Consider the following 17220-nt stretch of genomic DNA (forward strand, 5'->3'; position numbering starts at 1 on the left):
GCCCGGTCAGTGCCGCCGGGCGTGCGCGGCGCGGCGCCGGCGGGTGGCGAGGAGGGCGCAGCCGCCGGCCGCGAGCAGGGCGACCGCTCCGGCGGCGAGCGGGCCGGTGGAGCCGCTGCTGCCGGTGGCGGCGAGACTGCCGCCGGCTGCCGGACTCCCCACAGGGCTCCCGGTGGCGGCCTGCGGGACGGCCCGGCGGCCGGCCGGAGCGGTCGCGTCGGCGACCGGCTGGACGGCCCCGGTGGGGGCGGGAACGGTGGGGGCGGGAACGGTGGGGGCGCTCGACGAGGGCGCGGTGGTCGGCGCGCTGGGCCCGGTCGGCTTCTCGCAGCTCACCGAGGCCACGGTGATCCGCCCGCTCACCCGGGCCACGTTGAGGTTCAGCGGGTTCACCTCGACCTGTACCTCCAGGGCCGAGGCGGCGGCCGTGGCCGAGGTGGTGGTCTTCTTCGAGAACTCCACCGAGACGCTGCCGATCAGCGGCACGTCCACCTTGGTCGGCCCGTACAGGCTGAGGGTGACCGGCTTGCCGAGCACGGTCAGCTTGGCGGGCGCGACGACGTCGGCCGTCGGCGGCCCGTCGACCGGGCAGGTGACCTCCGAGCTGAGCGCCTCCAGGCCCAGCAGGGTGGTGGCCGGCAGGCCCGGGGCGTGCACGTCGGCGTTGACCAGCCGGACGGAGGCGGCGGTGCCCTTGTCGTCGGACCTGGTCACGGACCTGCCCACGTCCGCCTTGACCAGGGTGACCGGCCCCTGCTGGTCGACTCCGTCGACCGCGGCCGTGAGCACCGCGCCGTCGCGCTGCGCCGGGGTCTCGACCCTGTTGAGCGAGACCTTCACCGGGACGTCCACCGTCCTGTTCAACAGGCTGACGTCCAGGTCGAGTTCGGCGGTGACGGCGCGCGCCTTGCCGGGGCTCGCCGGGGCGGACGGCGACCCGGCCGGTCCGGTCGCGTACGCGGGCGGTACGGCGAGCAGGGCCGAGGCCACCACCGCGGCGGCGACGGAGGTGGAGACGGAGACGGAACGCGAAGAAGACATGGCGGTACCCCCACGGGTGGTGCTGCGGTGGAGCGCGCCTCCGACATCACCCGCGGGACGGGGTAAGGGGCTGGCGCTCCGAACGATGAGCCGCCAGTCTTCTCGAACAATCCGTCACATGAGTCACACAGAACGTCATTTCACTCGTTCGAGTGAGCTTGACGCCGAACACTGACCCACCGCACCCGGAAGCCCGCACGCGCACGCACCACCGCCCGCACGCACCACCGCCCGCACGCACCACCGCCCGCGGACGCCGGCGAAGGTGCACGCGCCGGAACGCGGGCCCGCCGAGGGCTGACGCGGGCCCGCCGAGGCCTACGGCAGTCGCCAGTCCACCGGCTGCGCGCCCTGCTGCACCAGCAGCTCGTTCGCCCGGCTGAACGGCCGCGAGCCGAAGAAGCCCGAACTCGCCGAGTACGGGCTCGGATGCGCGGACTCGACGGCCGGCACCTGGCCCAGCAGCGGGCGCAGGTTGCGGGCGTCGCGCCCCCAGAGGATCGCCACCAGCGGGCCGCCGCGCGCCACCAGGGCCCGGATCGCCTGCTCGGTGACCTCCTCCCAGCCCTTGCCGCGGTGCGCGGCGGGCTTGCGCGGGGCGGTGGTCAGCGCCCGGTTGAGCAGCAGCACGCCCTGCTGCGTCCACGGCGTGAGGTCCCCGTTGGACGGCTGCGGCAGGCCGAGGTCGCGCCCGTACTCGTCGTAGATGTTCACCAGGCTGGCCGGGATCGGCCGGACGTCCGGCGCCACCGAGAAGCTGAGCCCGACGGCGTGGCCGGGCGTCGGGTACGGGTCCTGCCCGACGATCAGCACCCGCACCGAGTCGAAGGGCTGTTGGAAGGCCCGCAGCACGTTCGGCCCGGAGGGCAGGTAGGTCCGGCCGGCGGCCAGCTCGGTGCGCAGGAAGTCGCCCATGGCGGCGACCCGCCCGGCCACCGGCTCCAGGGCGGTGGCCCAGCCGGCTTCGACGATCTCGTTCAGGGGACGCGGTGCCATGGGCGCCACCCTATCGGCCTACCCCGACAGCCCGGCGCCCCTGGTCGGTCACCCGACCGGGCGGCCGCGCAGCACCACCAACCGCGGGTCCGCGAGCACCCGGACGTCGGCGCGCGGGTCCTGTGCGTACACCACGAAGTCCGCGGGTGCGCCCTCCTCCAGGCCCGGGCGGCCCAGCCACGCGCGGGCCCCCCAGCTCGCCGCCGACAGCGCCTCGGCGGGGCTGAGCCCGGCCTTCACCAGTTCGGCCACCTCCTCGGCGACCAGGCCGTGGGCGAGCGAGCCGCCCGCGTCGGTGCCGACGAAGACCGGGATGCCCGCGTCGTGCGCCGCGCCCACCGTGTCGTAGCGGCGCTCGTGCAGCCGGCGCATGTGCGCGGCCCAGGCCGGGAACTTGGCCTCGCCGCCGAACGCCAGCGCCGGGAAGGTGGCGATGTTGACCAGCGTCGGGACGATCGCGACCCCGCGCTCGGCGAAGGCCGGGATCAGCTCCTCGGTGAGCCCGGTGGCGTGCTCGACGCAGTCGATGCCGGCCGCCAGCAGGTCCGGCAGCGACTCGGCGGCGAAGCAGTGCGCGGTGACCCGCGCGCCCTCCTCGTGTGCCGCGGCGATCGCCTCGGCGAGCGCGTCCCCGGGCCAGCAGGCGGCGAGGTCGCCGCGGTCCCGGTCGATCCAGTCGCCGACCAGCTTGACCCAGCCGTCGCCGCGCCGGGCCTCGGCGCGGACGTAGGCGGCGAGGTCGCCGGGCTCGATCTCGTGCGCGTAGTTGCGGATGTAGCGGCGGGTGCGGGCGATGTGCCGGCCGGCCCGGATGATCCGCGGCAGGTCCTCGCGGTCGTCGATCCAGCGGGTGTCGGCGGCCGAGCCCGCGTCGCGGATCAGCAGGGTGCCGGCGTCGCGGTCGGTGAGCGCCTGCTTCTCGCTGGTCTCGGCGTCGACGGCGCCGTGCGCGTCCAGGCCGACGTGGCAGTGCGCGTCCACCAGGCCGGGCAGCACCCAGCCGGTGACGGTCCGCACGTCGTCCGCGGCCGGCGGGCGCGAGAAGCTCACCCGCCCGTCCACCACCCAGAGTTCGTCCCGGACGTCCTCCGGTCCGACCAGTACCCGCCCCCGAACGTGCAGCACCGCACCATCGCTCATGGCCGCACTCTACCGAGCCGGCCGTTCCCTGCAAGCAGGGGAAATGGGGCAGACTCGTCCCTGCCCGAACCGCCCCACCTGCGAAAGGCCGGCCGTCACCGTGAGCCCCTTCCTCGACCTCCCCCCGCTCAGCGCCGCCGACTTCGCGGCGATCGAGGACCGGGTGGCCGCGCTGCTGCACACCTCCGCCGACGTGATCGTCACCCAGGGCGAGGCGCTGCTGCCGCTGGAGGCCGCGATCCGCAGCGCCGCGCACCCCGGCTCCACCGCGCTGAACATCGTCACCGGCCCGTACGGGCAGACCTTCGGCAACTGGCTGCGCGACTGCGGGGCCGAGGTGGTGGACCTGGCCGTCCCCTTCGACGGGGCGGTGAGCGCGAAGCAGGTCGCGGCGGCGCTGGAGGCGCACCCGGCGATCGACTTCGTCTCGCTGGTCCACGCCGAGGCCGCCACCGGCAACACCAACCCGGTGGCCGAGATCGCCGCGGTGGTCCGCGCGCACGGCGCGCTGCTGATGCTGGACGCCGTCGCCTCGGTGGCCGCCGAACCGCTGCTCACCGACGAGTGGGGCGTCGACCTGTGCGTCATCGGCGGACAGAAGGCGATGGGCGGCCCGGCCGGCGTCTCGGCCGTCTCGGTCTCCGACCGCGCGTGGGAGCGGATCGCCGCCAACCCCGCCGCCCCCCGCCGCTCCTACCTCTCCCTGCTGGACTGGAAGGAGCGCTGGACGGACGCCGGCCGCACCGTACTCCCGCACGCACCCGCCCAGTTGGAGATGCTGGCGCTGGACGCCTGCCTGGACCGGATCGCCGCGGACGGCCTGCCCGCCGTGATCGCCCGCCACCGCGCGGCCGCCGCCGCCACCCGCGCCGGCGTCCGCGCCCTGGGCACCCTCACCCCGTTCGTCCCCGAGGACGCCCACGCCGCCCCCGTCGCCACCACGGTGCGCACCCCGCCCGGCCTGGCGGCCACCGCCCTGGCCGCCGAGCTCCTCCGCCTGGACCCGGCCCTGCCCGTCCAGCCCGGCGGCGGCGCCCTGGCCGCCGAGATGCTCCGCGTCAACCACTACGGCCGGGCGGCCTCGCCGGACACCGTCCAGGCCACCCTCGCCGCGCTGGCCACCGCCCTCGGCACCGCCGCGGACGGCGCGCAGAAGGCCGCGCAGGCCGCCTGGGAGGCCGCCTGGGAGAGCGCCGCCCCGCAGGGCTGACCCCCGGCCGGCCGGCCGCCCCCAACCCCTCGGGAGTTCTTGTTCCCGAGGGGTTCACGGTGTGGACACCCGGATCTCACCACCGCCGGGCAGGCTCCCCCACGAGGTGAAGTTGGCTATACAACTTCACGGATCACCGAGGAGGAGCACCGTGATCGAGCCGTCGCCGTACTGGCTGCGTGACAACTGCCCGTGTGCCGAGTGCCGGGATCCCCGGAGCGGGCAGAAGCTGTTCCAGATCACCGACCTGCCGGACGACCTCGCCGTCGCCGCCCGGACCGGGTCGGCCGAGCACCTGGAGGTGCTCTGGTCGGACGGGCACCGGTCCCGGTACCCGCGGGCGTGGCTGGCGCAGGACGCCGAGGGGGACGGGCGGACGGAGGCGGACAAGCGGCTCTGGACGGCCGCCGACTTCGCGGGCGGGCTGCCGACGGCCCGGTGGACGGCGTACCTGGAGGACCCGGCGGAGCGGGCCGCGCTGCTCCGAGCCGTCCGGCACAGCGGCTTCGCGGTGCTGCGCGGCGTGCCGGTGGCCGAGCGGCAGGTGCTGGAGGTGGCCGGGACCTTCGGCCACGTCCGGGTGACCAACTACGGCGAGCTGTTCGACGTCCGGGTCGAGCCCGACCCCAACAACCTCGCCTTCACCAGCGTCGCGATCGCCCCGCACACCGACAACCCCTACCGGGACCCGGTGCCCACCCTCCAGTTGCTGCACTGCCTGGACAACTCCGCGGCCGGCGGCGACTCCGGGCTGGTGGACGGCTTCCAGGCGGCGGCGCTGCTGCGCGCCGAGGCCCCGGCGGACTTCGCCGTGCTGACCCGCACGGTCGTCCCGTTCGTCTTCCGCGACCGGGGCACCGAACTGCGCGCCGACCGGCCGCTGATCGAGGTCGACCCGCTCGGCCGGATCCGCGAGGTGCGGTTCAACAACCGGTCGATCGGCACCCTGCGCGGCCCGGCCGGGGAGCTGGAGGCCTTCTACACCGCGTACCGCCGCTTCGCCGCGATCACCCTGCGCCCGGAACTGCGACTGGACTTCCGGCTCGACCCGGGCGACTGCCTGGTCTTCGACAACGTCCGCCTGCTGCACGCCCGGACCGCCTTCGAGCAGGACGGCTCGCGCCACCTCCAGGGCTGCTACGCCGACCTGGACTCGCTCTCCTCCACCCTCGCGGTACTGGAGCGCCACTGCGCCGCACTGGACACGATCGCCGAGCTGTTCGCGGGCGAGGGCGCCGGCGAGTACCTGGGCGAGGCCGTCACGATGGCCGAGCACATGCTGCAGGCGGGTGCGCTGGCGCAGGCCGCCGGGGCGGCCCCGGAGCTGGTCGCGGCCGCGCTGCTGCACGACCTCGGACACTTCCACGGGGCTCTGCACGGACGGGATCTGATGCAGGGTCAGGACAATCGGCACAGCGACACCGGCGCCGCCTGGCTGGCGCAGTGGTTCGGCCCGGAGGTCACCGAGCCGGTCCGGCTGCACGTGGCCGCCAAGCGCTACCTGTGCGCGGTCGAGCCCGGCTACCGCGAGCGGCTCTCCGAGGCCTCCGAGTACACCCTCCAGGTGCAGGGCGGTCCGATGGACGAGGAGCAGGCGGCCGCCTTCGCGGCGCTGCCCGGCGCGGCCGACGCCGTCGCGGTGCGCCGCTGGGACGAGCAGGCCAAGGAGGCGGACGCCGCGACGCCGGGCTTCGAGCACTTCCGCCCGCTGCTCGCCGCCCTGATGCGCTGACGCGGCTGATGCGGCCAATGCCGCTGATGCGCTAACGCCCGCCACCCGGAGGGGAGTCGGCGCGGCCGGCCCCCTCCGCGCCCGGCGGACTCAGTCACCCTCCCGGGCGTGCCGCGAAAGCGCCGAGGTGGCCAGCGAGTTGTGGATGCTGAACGCCACCGTCCCCGGCAGGTAGCGGTCCTGGGACCACTCCACCGGCATCCCGGTCGGGTCGGTGGTGCGCCGCCGCTCACGCAGCAGCGGACCGCCGCGCCGGCAGCCGAGCAGCCGGGCGTCCTCCGCGTTGGCGGCGACGATGTCGATGGTGTGGTCGGCGTCCGTGAACAGGATGCCGTGCTCGCGCAGCACCTCGGTGTGCGAGACCACGTCGGCCGGCAGCTGCGCCACGATCTCGCCGACCCGGGGCGGGTAGACGGTCCGCTCGACCATCACCGGCGTCCCGGAGAGCGTGCGCAGACGTACCGTCACGAACACCTCGGAGCCCGGCTCCAGCCGCAGTTGCTCGCGCTCGGCGGCGTCGGCCGGGCGGCGGACCAGCGAGTCCAGGATGCCGCCGGGCTCCTCGCCCATCGAGTACGCCCAGTGCGTGAAGCTCAGCAGCTCGGAGAAGCTCTGCACCCGGGCGGTGCCCAACACCACCCGGCGGGTCCCGCGCCGGGAGGTGACCAGCCCGTCCGAGCGCAGGACGGCCAGCGCCTGGCGGACGGTGCCGCGCGAGACGCCGTACTGCTCGGCGAGCGCACCCTCGGCGGGCAGCCGGCCGGCCTCGCCGAAGGCACCGGTGGTGATGGCCTCCCGCAGGTCGGCGGCCACCTTGCGGTACAGCGCGCCGGAGCCGCGCTCCTCGGCGGCGGGTCGGCCGCGCTCCTCGGCGGCGGATCGGCCGGGCTCCAGTGCCACGTCAGTCAAGATCCCTCCTGGGGCGGTGTCCTGCGCAGCCGTACCGGCGCGGACAGCCCGACCCTATCCCGCTGCGCCCTCGAAGCATCGCACCCGGGAGATCACCCTCCGACGGCCTGATTCGACCGTTCCCGCAGCCGACCCCGGTTCTGGGCCGTCCGTTCACCTTCCCGTCACCGGACTCCGGCGTACTTACCCCCGTCGGCGAAGTTGGCTAGTCAACTCGGGGGCATCCGAACTCACACCGGACGCCCCGCGGACCAGCCCCGGCTCGCCGCCCCTCCCCCGAACGCTCCCCGCAGTACGCCCCGATCAGGAGACTGACCAGTGACCGTGCACCGTGCCCGCGCCGCCGCCCTCGCGGCCGTACTGACCGCTGCCGCGCTCTCCCTCACCGCCTGCGGCTCCGCCGGTTCGACCGCGAAGTCCGGCGACGCCGCCAAGGCCGGCGCCAAGGACGCCAAGGAGGCCACCTCCGCCGCCGACTTCGGCGGAATGGACGCGCTGGTCGCCGCCGCCAAGAAGGAGGGCAAGCTGCACGTCATCACGCTGCCCAGGGACTGGGCGAACTACGGCAAGATCATGGACTCGTTCAAGGCCAAGTACGGCATCGAGATCGAGGACGAGAACCCCGACGGCTCCAGCCAGGACGAGATCAACGCGATCACCTCCCGCAAGGGCCAGGACCGCGCCCCCGACGTCGTCGACCTCGGCAGCGCCTTCGCGCTGCAGGCGGTCAAGGACGGCCTGCTCGCCCCCTACAAGGTCGCCACCTTCGCCAAGGTGCCGGACACCATGAAGGACGCGAACGGCGGCGCCGTCAACGACTACGGCGGCTACGTCTCCATCGGCTGCGACGCCAAGAAGATCCCCAACTGCCCGAAGACCTTCGCCGACCTGCTCAAGCCGGAGTACAAGGGCCAGGTCGCCCTGAACGGCAACCCGACCAAGTCCGGCTCGGCCTTCGGCGGCGTCTACGCGGCCGCGCTCGCCAACGGCGGCTCGCTGGACAACATCCAGCCCGGCATCGACTTCTTCGGCAAGCTGAAGGCGTCCGGCAACTTCAACCCGGTCGAGTCCACCCCGGCCACCATCGAGAAGGGCGAGACCCCGATCTCGATCGACTGGTCCTACCTGAACGCGGGCTACACCGACGAGTTCAAGGAGAAGGGCGTCGACTGGAAGGTCTCCGTCCCGGTCGACGGCAGCTACGCCCAGTTCTACAACCAGGGCGTCAACAAGTGGGCCCCGCACCCGGCGGCCGCCCGCCTGTGGCAGGAGTACCTCTTCAGCACGGAGGGCCAGAACCTCTTCCTCGGCGGCTACGCCACGCCGTCGACCTTCGAGGCGCTGAAGAAGGAGGGCACCCTCGACACCGCGGCCGCCGCCAAGCTGCCCGCCGTCGAGAAGCCCTTCACCACCTTCCCCACCCAGGACCAGATCGCGGCCGCCAAGAAGGTCGTGACCGAGAACTGGACCAAGGCCATCGCCGGCTGACCCGGCCCAACCGGACAGGCTGAGAACCCACCTCATGACCACGGCTCCCACCCCGGTGCCGACCACCCCCGCCGCCACCGAACCCGGTGGCGGCGCGGGGGCGTCCACCGCGACCGACACCACCACCCCCACCCCCCGCAGGCGTTCGCGCCTGCGCATCGGTGGCGGCTCCTGGCTCGCCACCGCCCCGCTGTTCGCCTTCTTCGCGATCGGCTTCGGCCTGCCGGCCGTCGCCATCGTGATCGGCGCCTTCACCACGTCCACCGACGCGGAGGGCGGCGGCGGCCAGTTCACCCTGGACAACATCACCGCCTCCGTCCAGGGTGCCTACTGGACCGCGATGGTCAGCAGCCTCAAGCTCTCCGCGCTCACCGCGCTGCTCTCCACCGTGATCGGCCTGCCGATCGCCCAGGCCGTGGTGACCTCCCGGTTCACCTGGCTGCGTCAGGCGGTCCTCACCGCCTCCGGCGTGCTCGCCAACTTCGGCGGACTGCCGCTCGCCTTCGCCTTCGTCGCCACCCTCGGCAACGCCGGCGAGGTCACCGAGCTGCTGCACCTCACCGACCACGGCTGGTCGCTCTACACCTTCACCGGTCTGACGATCGTCTACCTGTACTTCCTCATCCCGCTGATGGTGCTGACCATCACCCCGGCCCTGGACGGCCTGCGGGTGCAGTGGCGCGAGGCGGCCCACAACAACCGGGCCACCACCTTCCAGTACTGGCGGCACGTCGCCCTGCCGATCCTGCTGCCCTCGCTGCTCGGCGGCTTCGTCCTGCTCTTCGGCAGCGCCTTCGCCGCGTACGCCACCGCCGCGGCCATGGTCGGCGCCACCGTGCCGCTGGTCAGCCGCTCGATCGCCGACGCGCTCTCCGGCAACGTGCTGGTCGGCCAGGGCAACCTCGCCCTCGCCCTCAGCCTCAACATGATCGTGGTCGCCGTCCTGGTGATGGCCGTCTACCTGCCCCTCCAGCGCCGGAGTGCCCGATGGCTCAGCTGACCTCCGCCCGCCCCCGGTCCACCCGGACCTCGCGGTCCACCCGGCCCAAGCTGCGCTGGTGGCGCGGCGCCGTCCTGCTGGTCGCGGGCGTGTACTTCGTCGTCCCGCTCGCCGCCGCCGGCTACTTCTCCATCGACGACCCGAAGGGCTACTCCTTCGAGGCGTACACCGGCCTGCTCGGCGCCCCCGGCTTCCTGGACAGCCTCTGGCTCACCCTGGAACTCGCCCTGGTCACCGTCGTGGTGCTGCTGCTCCTGCTGGTGCCCGCGCTGATCGCGGTCCGGCTCGGCTCGCCGCGGCTGCGCCCGGTGATCGACGTGCTCTGCACCCTGCCGCTGGTCGTCCCGCCGGTCGCGCTGACCGCCGGCCTGATCGGCGTGCTGCGCTGGGGCCCGGACTACCTGATGGACACGCCGTTCTTCCAGACCTTCGTGTTCATCCAGGACCCGGACTTCCCGCTGGTGCTGGTCATCGCCTACGTGCTGATGTCACTGCCGCTCGCCTACCGGGCCCTGGACGCGGGCCTGCGCGCGGTGGACGTCCGCACCCTGGTGGAGGCCGCCCGCAACTGCGGCGCCGGCTGGCCGCGCGCGGTGCTCACCGTCGTGCTGCCCAACCTGCGCGGCGCGCTGCTGAACGCCTCCTTCCTCACCCTGGCCCTGGTGCTCGGCGAGTTCACCGCCGCCTCGATCCTCGGCTACCAGCCCTTCCCCGTGTGGATCTACTCGGTCGGCAACAGCCAGGCCCACATGTCGGTCGCGGTCTCCATCCTGAGCCTGCTGATCACCTGGCTGCTGCTGCTCCTGCTGGCCACCGCCGGCCGCGAGCGCCGCCACAAGACCACCGCCTCCTGAAGCCCCCGGAGTTACCCACCATGACCACGGTTACCGCCCCCGTCGCCGGCGTCCCCCTCGCACCCGGCGGCGCGACCGTCGAATTCCGCACCCTGCGCCGCTCGTTCGGCGCGACCACCGCCCTGGACGGCCTCGACCTGACCGTCCACCCGGGCGAACTGCTCGCCCTGCTCGGCCCGTCCGGCTGCGGCAAGACCACCGCGCTGCGCATCCTGGCCGGCTTCGAGCAGCACGACTCCGGCCAGGTGCTGGTGGACGGCAAGGACATCACGCAGATCCCCGCGCACCGGCGCGACGCCGGCATGGTGTTCCAGTCGTACAGCCTCTTCCCGCACCTGACGGCGGCCGACAACGTCGCCTTCGGCATGCGGATGCGCGGCACCGGCAAGGCCGAACGCCGCAAGCGCGCCCAGGAGTTGCTGGAGCTGGTCGGCCTTCCGCAGCACGCCGACCGCTACCCGCACCAGATGTCCGGCGGCCAGCAGCAGCGCATCGCGCTGGCCCGCGCGCTGGCCCTGCAGCCGCGCGTCCTGCTGCTGGACGAGCCGCTGTCCGCGCTGGACGCCAAGGTGCGCCTGACGCTGCGCGAGGAGATCCGGCGCCTCCAGCAGGAGTTGGGGATCACCACCCTGTTCGTCACGCACGACCAGGAGGAGGCGCTCTCGATGGCCGACCGGGTCGCCGTGCTGCGCGCGGGCCGGCTGGAGCAGTGCGCCACGCCGTCCGAGCTGTACGCACGGCCGGCGACGGCCTTCGTCGCCGAGTTCGTCGGCACCATGAGCCGCATCCCGTGCACCCGCACGGCGGACGGCGTCGAGGTGCTCGGCCGCCGGCACGCGGTGGACGGCGTGCTGCCGGCCGACGGCTCGCTGCAGGTGCTGGTCCGCCCCGAGAACGTGTCGCTGACCCCCTCCGCGCACGGCCCCGCCCTGGTGGTCGGCGCCTCCTTCCTGGGCGCCGTCACCCGCCTCACCGTCCGGCTCGCCGACGGCACCGAGGTCAAGGCCGACCTGCCGACCGAGGCCGCCGCCGCGCTGCCGATCGGCTCCGCCGCCGACCTGGCCCTCCCGGAGCGTCCGGTGCTGGTGGACCGCCGTACCGTCTGACCTCGTACTGCTTCTTCTCCTGATGAACCACCGAAGGTACCGCCATGCCTGAAAACCCCTCGTTCCGAGCACCCGTACCCGCCGCCGTCCTCTTCGACATGGACGGCACCCTGGTCGACACCGAGCACCTCTGGTGGCAGGCCGCCGCCGAGCTCGCCGACGAGCTGCAGCACGCCCTCACCGACCAGGACGTCCCCGAGGTGCTCGGCCAGGCGATCGAGCACACCGCGGCCCATCTGCACCGGGTCAGCGGCACCGCCCTCAGCGAGGACGAACTCGCCACCCGCCTCGGCGACTCCTTCGCCGGCAAGGTGGCCGCCGAGACCGTCCCGCGACCGGGCGCGCTCGCCCTGCTCGCCTCCCTCCGGGACGCGCACGTGCCCACCGCGCTGGTCTCCGCCTCGCCCCGCCGGGTGGTCGACCTGGTGCTCGGCACCATCGGCCGGGACTGGTTCGCCGTCACGCTGGCCGCCGAGGACACCCCTCGCACCAAGCCCGCGCCCGACCCCTACCTCGCCGCCGCCGAGCGCCTCGGCCTCGACCCGGCGCTCTGCGTGGCCGTCGAGGACACCCCGACCGGCGTCGCCTCCGCCAGTGCCGCGGGCTGCGCGGTCCTCGCGGTGCCCTCCTCGGACGTGGCGATCCCGGGCGGCTCCCGGGTCACCCTGCTCGACAGCCTGGAGCACGCCGACCTTGCCCTGCTGGGGAAGCTCACCGCCCCGCCCGCGGTTTGACCTCCCATGCCCTACGTACTCCTCGCCCTGGCGATCCTCAGCGAAGTCTGCGCCACCAGCTGCCTGAAGCTGACGGAGGGCTTCAGCAGACTCTGGCCGAGCGTCGGGGTGGGCATCGGCTACGTGCTCTCGTTCTACCTGCTCGGCAAGGCGCTGAAGCACATCCCGGTCTCGGTCGCGTACGCGGTCTGGTCGGGCGCCGGCACGGCGGCGGTGGCCGGCATAGGCGTGGTCGCCTTCGGTGAGTCCCTCGGCCGGCTCCAGTGGGCGGGCCTGGCGCTGATCATCGTCGGCGTGGTGGTGCTCAACCTGAAGGGCGGCCACTGAGGCGGGAGGCCCGCCCTGAACGGCGCGGAGCAGGAGGTCGGCCGGTCCGACGTCCTGCTCCGCGAGCCCGCGGAACGGCCGACAGGGCCCCTGGCCAGCGGCTCAAGCCTCCGGTCCGCGCGGGCCGGGATCAAGGCCGATTTCGTTACCATCCCGATTACCGTACGGTTATCGATCTGGGGGCGGGCGTGGAGCTGCGGGACATCGAGATCTTCCTGGTGCTGGCGGAGGAGCTCCATTTCGGCCGCACCGCCGAGCGGCTGCACGTCTCACCGTCCCGGGTCAGCCAGGTGATCAAGAAGCAGGAGCGCCGGATCGGCGGCACCCTGTTCGAGCGCACCAGCCGGTCGGTCACCCTGACCCCGCTCGGCAGCCGTCTGCGCGAGGACCTGCGACAGGCGTACGACCTCATCAACGACGGGATCGCACGGGCCTCGGCCGCGACCGGGAGCGTCCACGGCGCCGTACGGCTGGGTGTCATGGGCGCGCTGGGCCACGCGATGCAGCCCTTCGTCGAGGCGTTCACGGCGCGGTACCCGGACTGCGAGGTCACGCTGGCGGAGTTCCACTTCAGCGATCCGTTCGCGCTGCTGCGCACCGGGCAGGTCGACGTCCAGCTGATGTGGCTCCCGGTGCGCGAGCCCGATCTGACCGCCGGGCCCTGTCTGCTGACGGAGGGCCGGGTGCTCGCCGTCCCGGAGGGCTCCGACTGGGCCCGGCAGGAGTCGGTGTCGATGGAGGACCTCGGCGACTGCACGACCTTCGAGGCCGGCCCCGGCTCCCCGGACTACTGGGCCGAGGCGATGCTGCCGCGGCACACCCCGCAGGGCCGCCCGATCCCGCGCGGGCCGTCCGCCCGGACCTTTCACGAGGTGCTCGCGCTGGTCGCCGCCGGCAAGGTGGTCAGCACGCTGAACGAGCACGTCACGCGGTACTACACCCACCCCGGCATCACCTACGTCCCGCTGCACGACGCGCCGCCGACCGAGTGGGCGCTCGTCTGGTCCACGGCCCGGGACAGCCCGCGCCTGCGGGCCTTCACCGAGACGGCCCGCCGGCTCGGTCCGCGCCCCGTCGGCGGCTCCGGCCCGGCCTGACGGGGGCGGGGCGGGGCCCTCCCCGTCACGCCGAGGGCGACCCCTCGGTTCGTCAACGACCATCACTCAACGGCGAGTTGTCCATCCTCCCGGCGTCCGGTCATGTCTCGTTCATACGGAGTATGTCGCTCTTCGGGTCAATGGGCGTCCAGTTGTTCAGCCAACTAGACGCCCTCCCTGACCCGAAGGACCCCCGTGGCCGCAGGAAGCACCCTCACCCTCGCCTCCCCCGCCAGTCCGACCGAAGGTGACAAGCTCACCTTCCACTGGACCACCACCGCCGCCGACCCGAAGAACTGGGTCGGCATCTACGACGGCACCCGCCAGCCCGGCACCGGCTCCTCGCTGCTCTGGAAGTACACCCCGGGCGCCTCCGGCGACATCCAGCTCGACACCTCGGCCCTCACCGGCGGCCCCTACACCGCCTACCTGCTGGCCAAGGACGGCTACGGCATCCTCGCGCAGACGGCGCCGTTCACCTTCCGCCCGAAGCCCGCGCCCGTCCGCCCGCACCTGGCCGTGGACGCCCTCACCGCGACCGCCGTGGCCCCCGGCGGCGCCGTCTCCGTCAAGCTCGGCGGGCTCTGGTGCCGGGCCGCCGGCGCCCCGGCCTTCCGGAAGATCAGCGGCCCCTCCTGGCTCGCCGTGGCCGCCGACGGCACGGTCACCGGCACCGCGCCCGCGGGCACCGCCGAGGTCCAGGTCCTCGTCGGCGTCAAGGACACCGGCGGCGTCACCGACGCCCTCACCCTCACCGTGCCGGTCGTCGATCCGGCCGCCCCGCTGCGGCTGAAGACCGCCGCCTGGAACCTCGCCAACGCGGGCGCGGCCTTCACCGACGCCCCGGAGAAGCAGCTGCGCACGATCCTCACCCAGGGCCTGGACGTCCTCGCCCTGCTGGAGACCGCGGGCACCGCCGCCCAGTCGCTGGCCACCGCGCTCGGCTGGTACGCCTACCAGAGCGCGGGCAGCGTGGGCATCCTCAGCCGCTACCCGCTGAGCGCCGTCACGGCCGTCACCACCGCGCTGCCCGCCGCCGGGGCCACCGTGCAGCTGCCGGGCGGACGCGGCGTCCGGTTCTGGGCCGCCCACCTGGACGAGGCCGCCTACGGCCCGTACGCCGTCCAGGACGGCCAGAGCGCCGCCCAGGTCGAGGCCGCCGAGACGGCCTCGGTCCGCGGCCGTCAGGCCGGGGCGCTGGCCGCCGCCGTCCAGGCCGACGTGGCCGCGGGCCGCGCGGTCCTGCTGGGCGCCGACCTCGCCTCGCCGTCGCACCTGGACTGGACGGCGGCGGCCGCGCCCGCGCACGGCGGCACCGGACCGGTCAACTGGCCGGTCACGGTGGCCCTGCAGGGCGCCGGACTGGCCGACTCCTACCGCCGCGCCCACCCCGACCCGGTGGCCTCGCCCGGCAACACCTGGTCGCCGGTCCGCAAGCAGCGCGGCGCCAAGCCCGAGCCGCAGGACCGCATCGCCGCCGTGCACTGCGCCGGACCGCTCACCCTCGTCGAGGCCCACACCCTCACCACCGGCTGGCCCCAGCCGGACCCGAACGCCGCCGCGAACGGCTGGCCCTCGGACTGCGCCGCCGCCGTCGCCACCTTCCAGCTCTGAGAGGCCCGCCCGCCATGCCCGAACTCTCCCGCCGCACCTTCGTCGGCGCCACCGCGGCCGCCGGCGCCGCCGCGCTGACCGGCCTCCCCTCCCCCGCCTCCGCCGCGCCCTCGGGCGGCATCGCCGACGTCAGGCACGTGGTCGTCCTGATGCAGGAGAACCGCAGCTTCGACCACTACTTCGGCACGCTGAACGGCGTCCGCGGCTTCGGCGACCGGCAGGCGCTGCAGTTCCCGGACGGCACCGACGTGTTCCGCCAGCCGGACACCGGCCGCAGCGACGGCGGCGCGATGCTGCCGTACCGGATGGACACCGCCAAGTACAACGCGCAGAACGCCGGCGGCCTCGCGCACGACTGGGCGACCGGCCACCAGGCGATCAACAACGGCGCGATGAACAAGTGGATCGCCGCCAAGGGCGAGCGCACCATGGGCTACTTCAACCGCGCCGACATCCCCTACCAGTACGCCCTGGCCGACGCCTTCACCCTCTGCGACGCGTACTTCTGTTCACTGGCCGGTCCGACCGACCCCAACCGCCTCTACCTCTGGACGGGCACCGCGGGCCCGGGCCGGGACGGCACCACCGGCCCGTGGATCGACAACACCCCGGTCACCGACAACCCGGTGGCCGACTGGACGACCTACGCCGAGCGCCTCCAGGCGGCCGGCGTCTCCTGGCGGGTCTACCACAACCCCAGCAAGGACGACCGCACCGGCGACTACGACGACAACGCGCTCTCCTACTTCAAGCAGTTCCACAACTTCCCCACCACCGACCCGCGGTACGTCAACGCGATGACGAAGTTCGACCCGGCGGCCTTCGACCGGGACTGCAAGGCGGGCACCCTGCCCACCATCTCCTGGCTGGTCGCGCCCTACCTGTTCTCCGAACACCCCACCGCCAGCCCGGACTACGGCGCGCACTGGGTCAACACCGCGCTGCTGTCGCTGATGTCCAACCCGGCGGTCTGGCAGCACACCGTCTTCCTCGTCATGTACGACGAGAACGACGGCTACTTCGACCACATGGTCCCGCCCACCCCCGAGGCGGGCACCCCCGAGGAGTTCACCCAGGGCCGGGCCATCGGCCTCGGCAACCGGGTACCGCTCTGGGTCGCCTCGCCCTGGTCGCGCGGCGGATACGTCAACTCCCAGGTGTTCGACCACACCTCGGTCCTGCGCTTCATGGAGCTCGTCACGGGCGTCGCCGAGCCCAACATCTCCGCCTGGCGCCGCTCGGTCTGCGGCGACCTCACCAGCTGCTTCGACTTCGCCGCCCCCGACTACTCCCTCCCGCAACTCCCCGACACCGTCGCCCTGATGGCCAAGGCGGACGCGGGCAGCAAGCTCCCGGGCGTCCAACTCCCCGCCGTCGGCGCCCAGTCCATGCCCGTCCAGGAGCCGGGCGCGCGTCCGCACCGCCGACTGCCGTACCGCCCCTGGGCGGACGTCGCCGTGGACCGCGCCACCGGCCTGATCACCTGCACGCTGCGCAACGACGGCACGGCGGCCTTCCCCTTCACCGTCTACCCGAACATCGTGTACGCCTTCGCCGGCACGCCCTACACGGTCGCCCCCGGCGCCACCCGCACCCACACCTGGGACGCCTCCGCCACCGACGGCCGCTACGACTTCACCGTCCACGGCCCCGACGGCTTCGTCCGCCGCTTCGCCGGCACCGTCGTCCGCGCCGACCAGGACGACATCGCCGTCCCCGTCGTCACCGCCCGCACCGGCACCACCGCGCTGACCTTCGACCTCGTCAACGCCGGGCAGACGCCGATCACCTTCACCCTCACCCCGAACGACTACGCGGGCACCCCGCAGACCGTCCGGGTCGCCCCCGGCTCCGCCGCCACCGCCGCCTACCCGCTCGACCAGTCCCGCTACGACGTCACCGTCACCGCCCCCACCGGCACCCGCTTCACCCAGCGCTACGCGGGCACCCTGCACTGAGCCCCGACCGCCCG

Annotated in this window: 15 protein-coding genes; 11 read left to right on the forward strand and 4 right to left on the reverse strand. The window is 73.7% G+C overall.

The genetic code is table 11. The features are described 5' to 3' along the window. Positions 1-6 precede the first annotated feature (6 nt). From ACFVVX_RS05095 to ACFVVX_RS05105, 3 genes are all read right to left on the reverse strand, one after another. Positions 7-1041, reverse strand: a complete 1035-nt coding sequence (locus ACFVVX_RS05095; RefSeq protein ID WP_387941534.1) for an SCO1860 family LAETG-anchored protein — start codon at positions 1039-1041, stop codon at positions 7-9. A 318-nt stretch (positions 1042-1359) separates the two neighbouring features. Further along, a complete protein-coding gene (locus ACFVVX_RS05100; RefSeq protein WP_387941536.1) occupies positions 1360-2037 on the reverse strand; it encodes a uracil-DNA glycosylase in 678 nt (225 codons plus the stop codon). 48 nt (positions 2038-2085) lie between these two features. Continuing rightward, positions 2086-3177, reverse strand: coding sequence for an amidohydrolase family protein (locus tag ACFVVX_RS05105; RefSeq protein ID WP_387941538.1), 1092 nt, complete (start codon positions 3175-3177; stop codon positions 2086-2088). Between the two features lie 100 nt (positions 3178-3277). Between ACFVVX_RS05105 and ACFVVX_RS05110 the strand changes: the two genes are divergently transcribed. Then, positions 3278-4387: a pyridoxal-phosphate-dependent aminotransferase family protein gene (locus ACFVVX_RS05110; protein WP_387941540.1), complete on the forward strand. Its 1110-nt coding sequence runs from the start codon at positions 3278-3280 to the stop codon at positions 4385-4387. Between the two features lie 151 nt (positions 4388-4538). Continuing rightward, a complete protein-coding gene (locus ACFVVX_RS05115) occupies positions 4539-6119 on the forward strand; it encodes a phosphonate degradation HD-domain oxygenase (protein ID WP_387941542.1) in 1581 nt (526 codons plus the stop codon). 90 nt (positions 6120-6209) lie between these two features. Here ACFVVX_RS05115 and ACFVVX_RS05120 read toward each other — a convergent pair whose 3' ends face one another. Beyond that, positions 6210-7019 (reverse strand): GntR family transcriptional regulator, encoded by an 810-nt coding sequence (locus tag ACFVVX_RS05120; RefSeq protein WP_387941914.1) that lies wholly within the window; start codon positions 7017-7019, stop codon positions 6210-6212. Positions 7020-7346: 327 nt separating this feature from the next. Here ACFVVX_RS05120 and ACFVVX_RS05125 point away from each other — a divergent pair, with 327 nt between their 5' ends. The 9 genes from ACFVVX_RS05125 to ACFVVX_RS05165 all read left to right on the forward strand — a co-directional run bounded on the left by ACFVVX_RS05125 (position 7347) and on the right by ACFVVX_RS05165 (position 17206). Further along, positions 7347-8516 carry an ABC transporter substrate-binding protein gene (locus ACFVVX_RS05125; protein ID WP_387941544.1) on the forward strand — a complete coding sequence of 390 codons (1170 nt, stop codon included), beginning with the start codon at positions 7347-7349 and terminating at the stop codon, positions 8514-8516. A 34-nt stretch (positions 8517-8550) separates the two neighbouring features. Beyond that, positions 8551-9516 (forward strand): ABC transporter permease, encoded by a 966-nt coding sequence (locus tag ACFVVX_RS05130; protein ID WP_387941546.1) that lies wholly within the window; start codon positions 8551-8553, stop codon positions 9514-9516. Next, the gene (locus ACFVVX_RS05135) at positions 9504-10370 is read left to right on the forward strand and encodes an ABC transporter permease (protein WP_387941548.1); all 867 of its coding nucleotides are present in this window, start codon (positions 9504-9506) and stop codon (positions 10368-10370) included. The genes ACFVVX_RS05130 and ACFVVX_RS05135 overlap by 13 nt, the downstream gene beginning before the upstream one ends. 20 nt (positions 10371-10390) lie before the next feature. Beyond that, the gene (locus tag ACFVVX_RS05140) at positions 10391-11476 is read left to right on the forward strand and encodes an ABC transporter ATP-binding protein (protein ID WP_387941550.1); all 1086 of its coding nucleotides are present in this window, start codon (positions 10391-10393) and stop codon (positions 11474-11476) included. A 44-nt stretch (positions 11477-11520) separates the two neighbouring features. After that, positions 11521-12210 carry an HAD family hydrolase gene (locus ACFVVX_RS05145; protein ID WP_387941552.1) on the forward strand — a complete coding sequence of 230 codons (690 nt, stop codon included), beginning with the start codon at positions 11521-11523 and terminating at the stop codon, positions 12208-12210. 6 nt (positions 12211-12216) lie between these two features. Further along, positions 12217-12537 carry a DMT family transporter gene (locus ACFVVX_RS05150; protein WP_387941554.1) on the forward strand — a complete coding sequence of 107 codons (321 nt, stop codon included), beginning with the start codon at positions 12217-12219 and terminating at the stop codon, positions 12535-12537. A gap of 188 nt (positions 12538-12725) precedes the next feature. Beyond that, on the forward strand, positions 12726-13634 hold the full coding sequence (locus ACFVVX_RS05155) for a LysR family transcriptional regulator (protein WP_387941556.1): 909 nt from the start codon (positions 12726-12728) through the stop codon (positions 13632-13634). A 195-nt stretch (positions 13635-13829) separates the two neighbouring features. Further along, entirely contained in the window at positions 13830-15248 is a 1419-nt protein-coding gene (locus tag ACFVVX_RS05160) for an endonuclease/exonuclease/phosphatase family protein (RefSeq protein ID WP_387941558.1), read from the forward strand. A 14-nt stretch (positions 15249-15262) separates the two neighbouring features. Beyond that, positions 15263-17206: a phosphocholine-specific phospholipase C gene (locus tag ACFVVX_RS05165; RefSeq protein ID WP_387941560.1), complete on the forward strand. Its 1944-nt coding sequence runs from the start codon at positions 15263-15265 to the stop codon at positions 17204-17206. Positions 17207-17220: the final 14 nt, after the last annotated feature.

It is taken from the genome of Kitasatospora sp. NPDC058170 (assembly GCF_042883905.1).
Taxonomy (GTDB): domain Bacteria; phylum Actinomycetota; class Actinomycetes; order Streptomycetales; family Streptomycetaceae; genus Kitasatospora.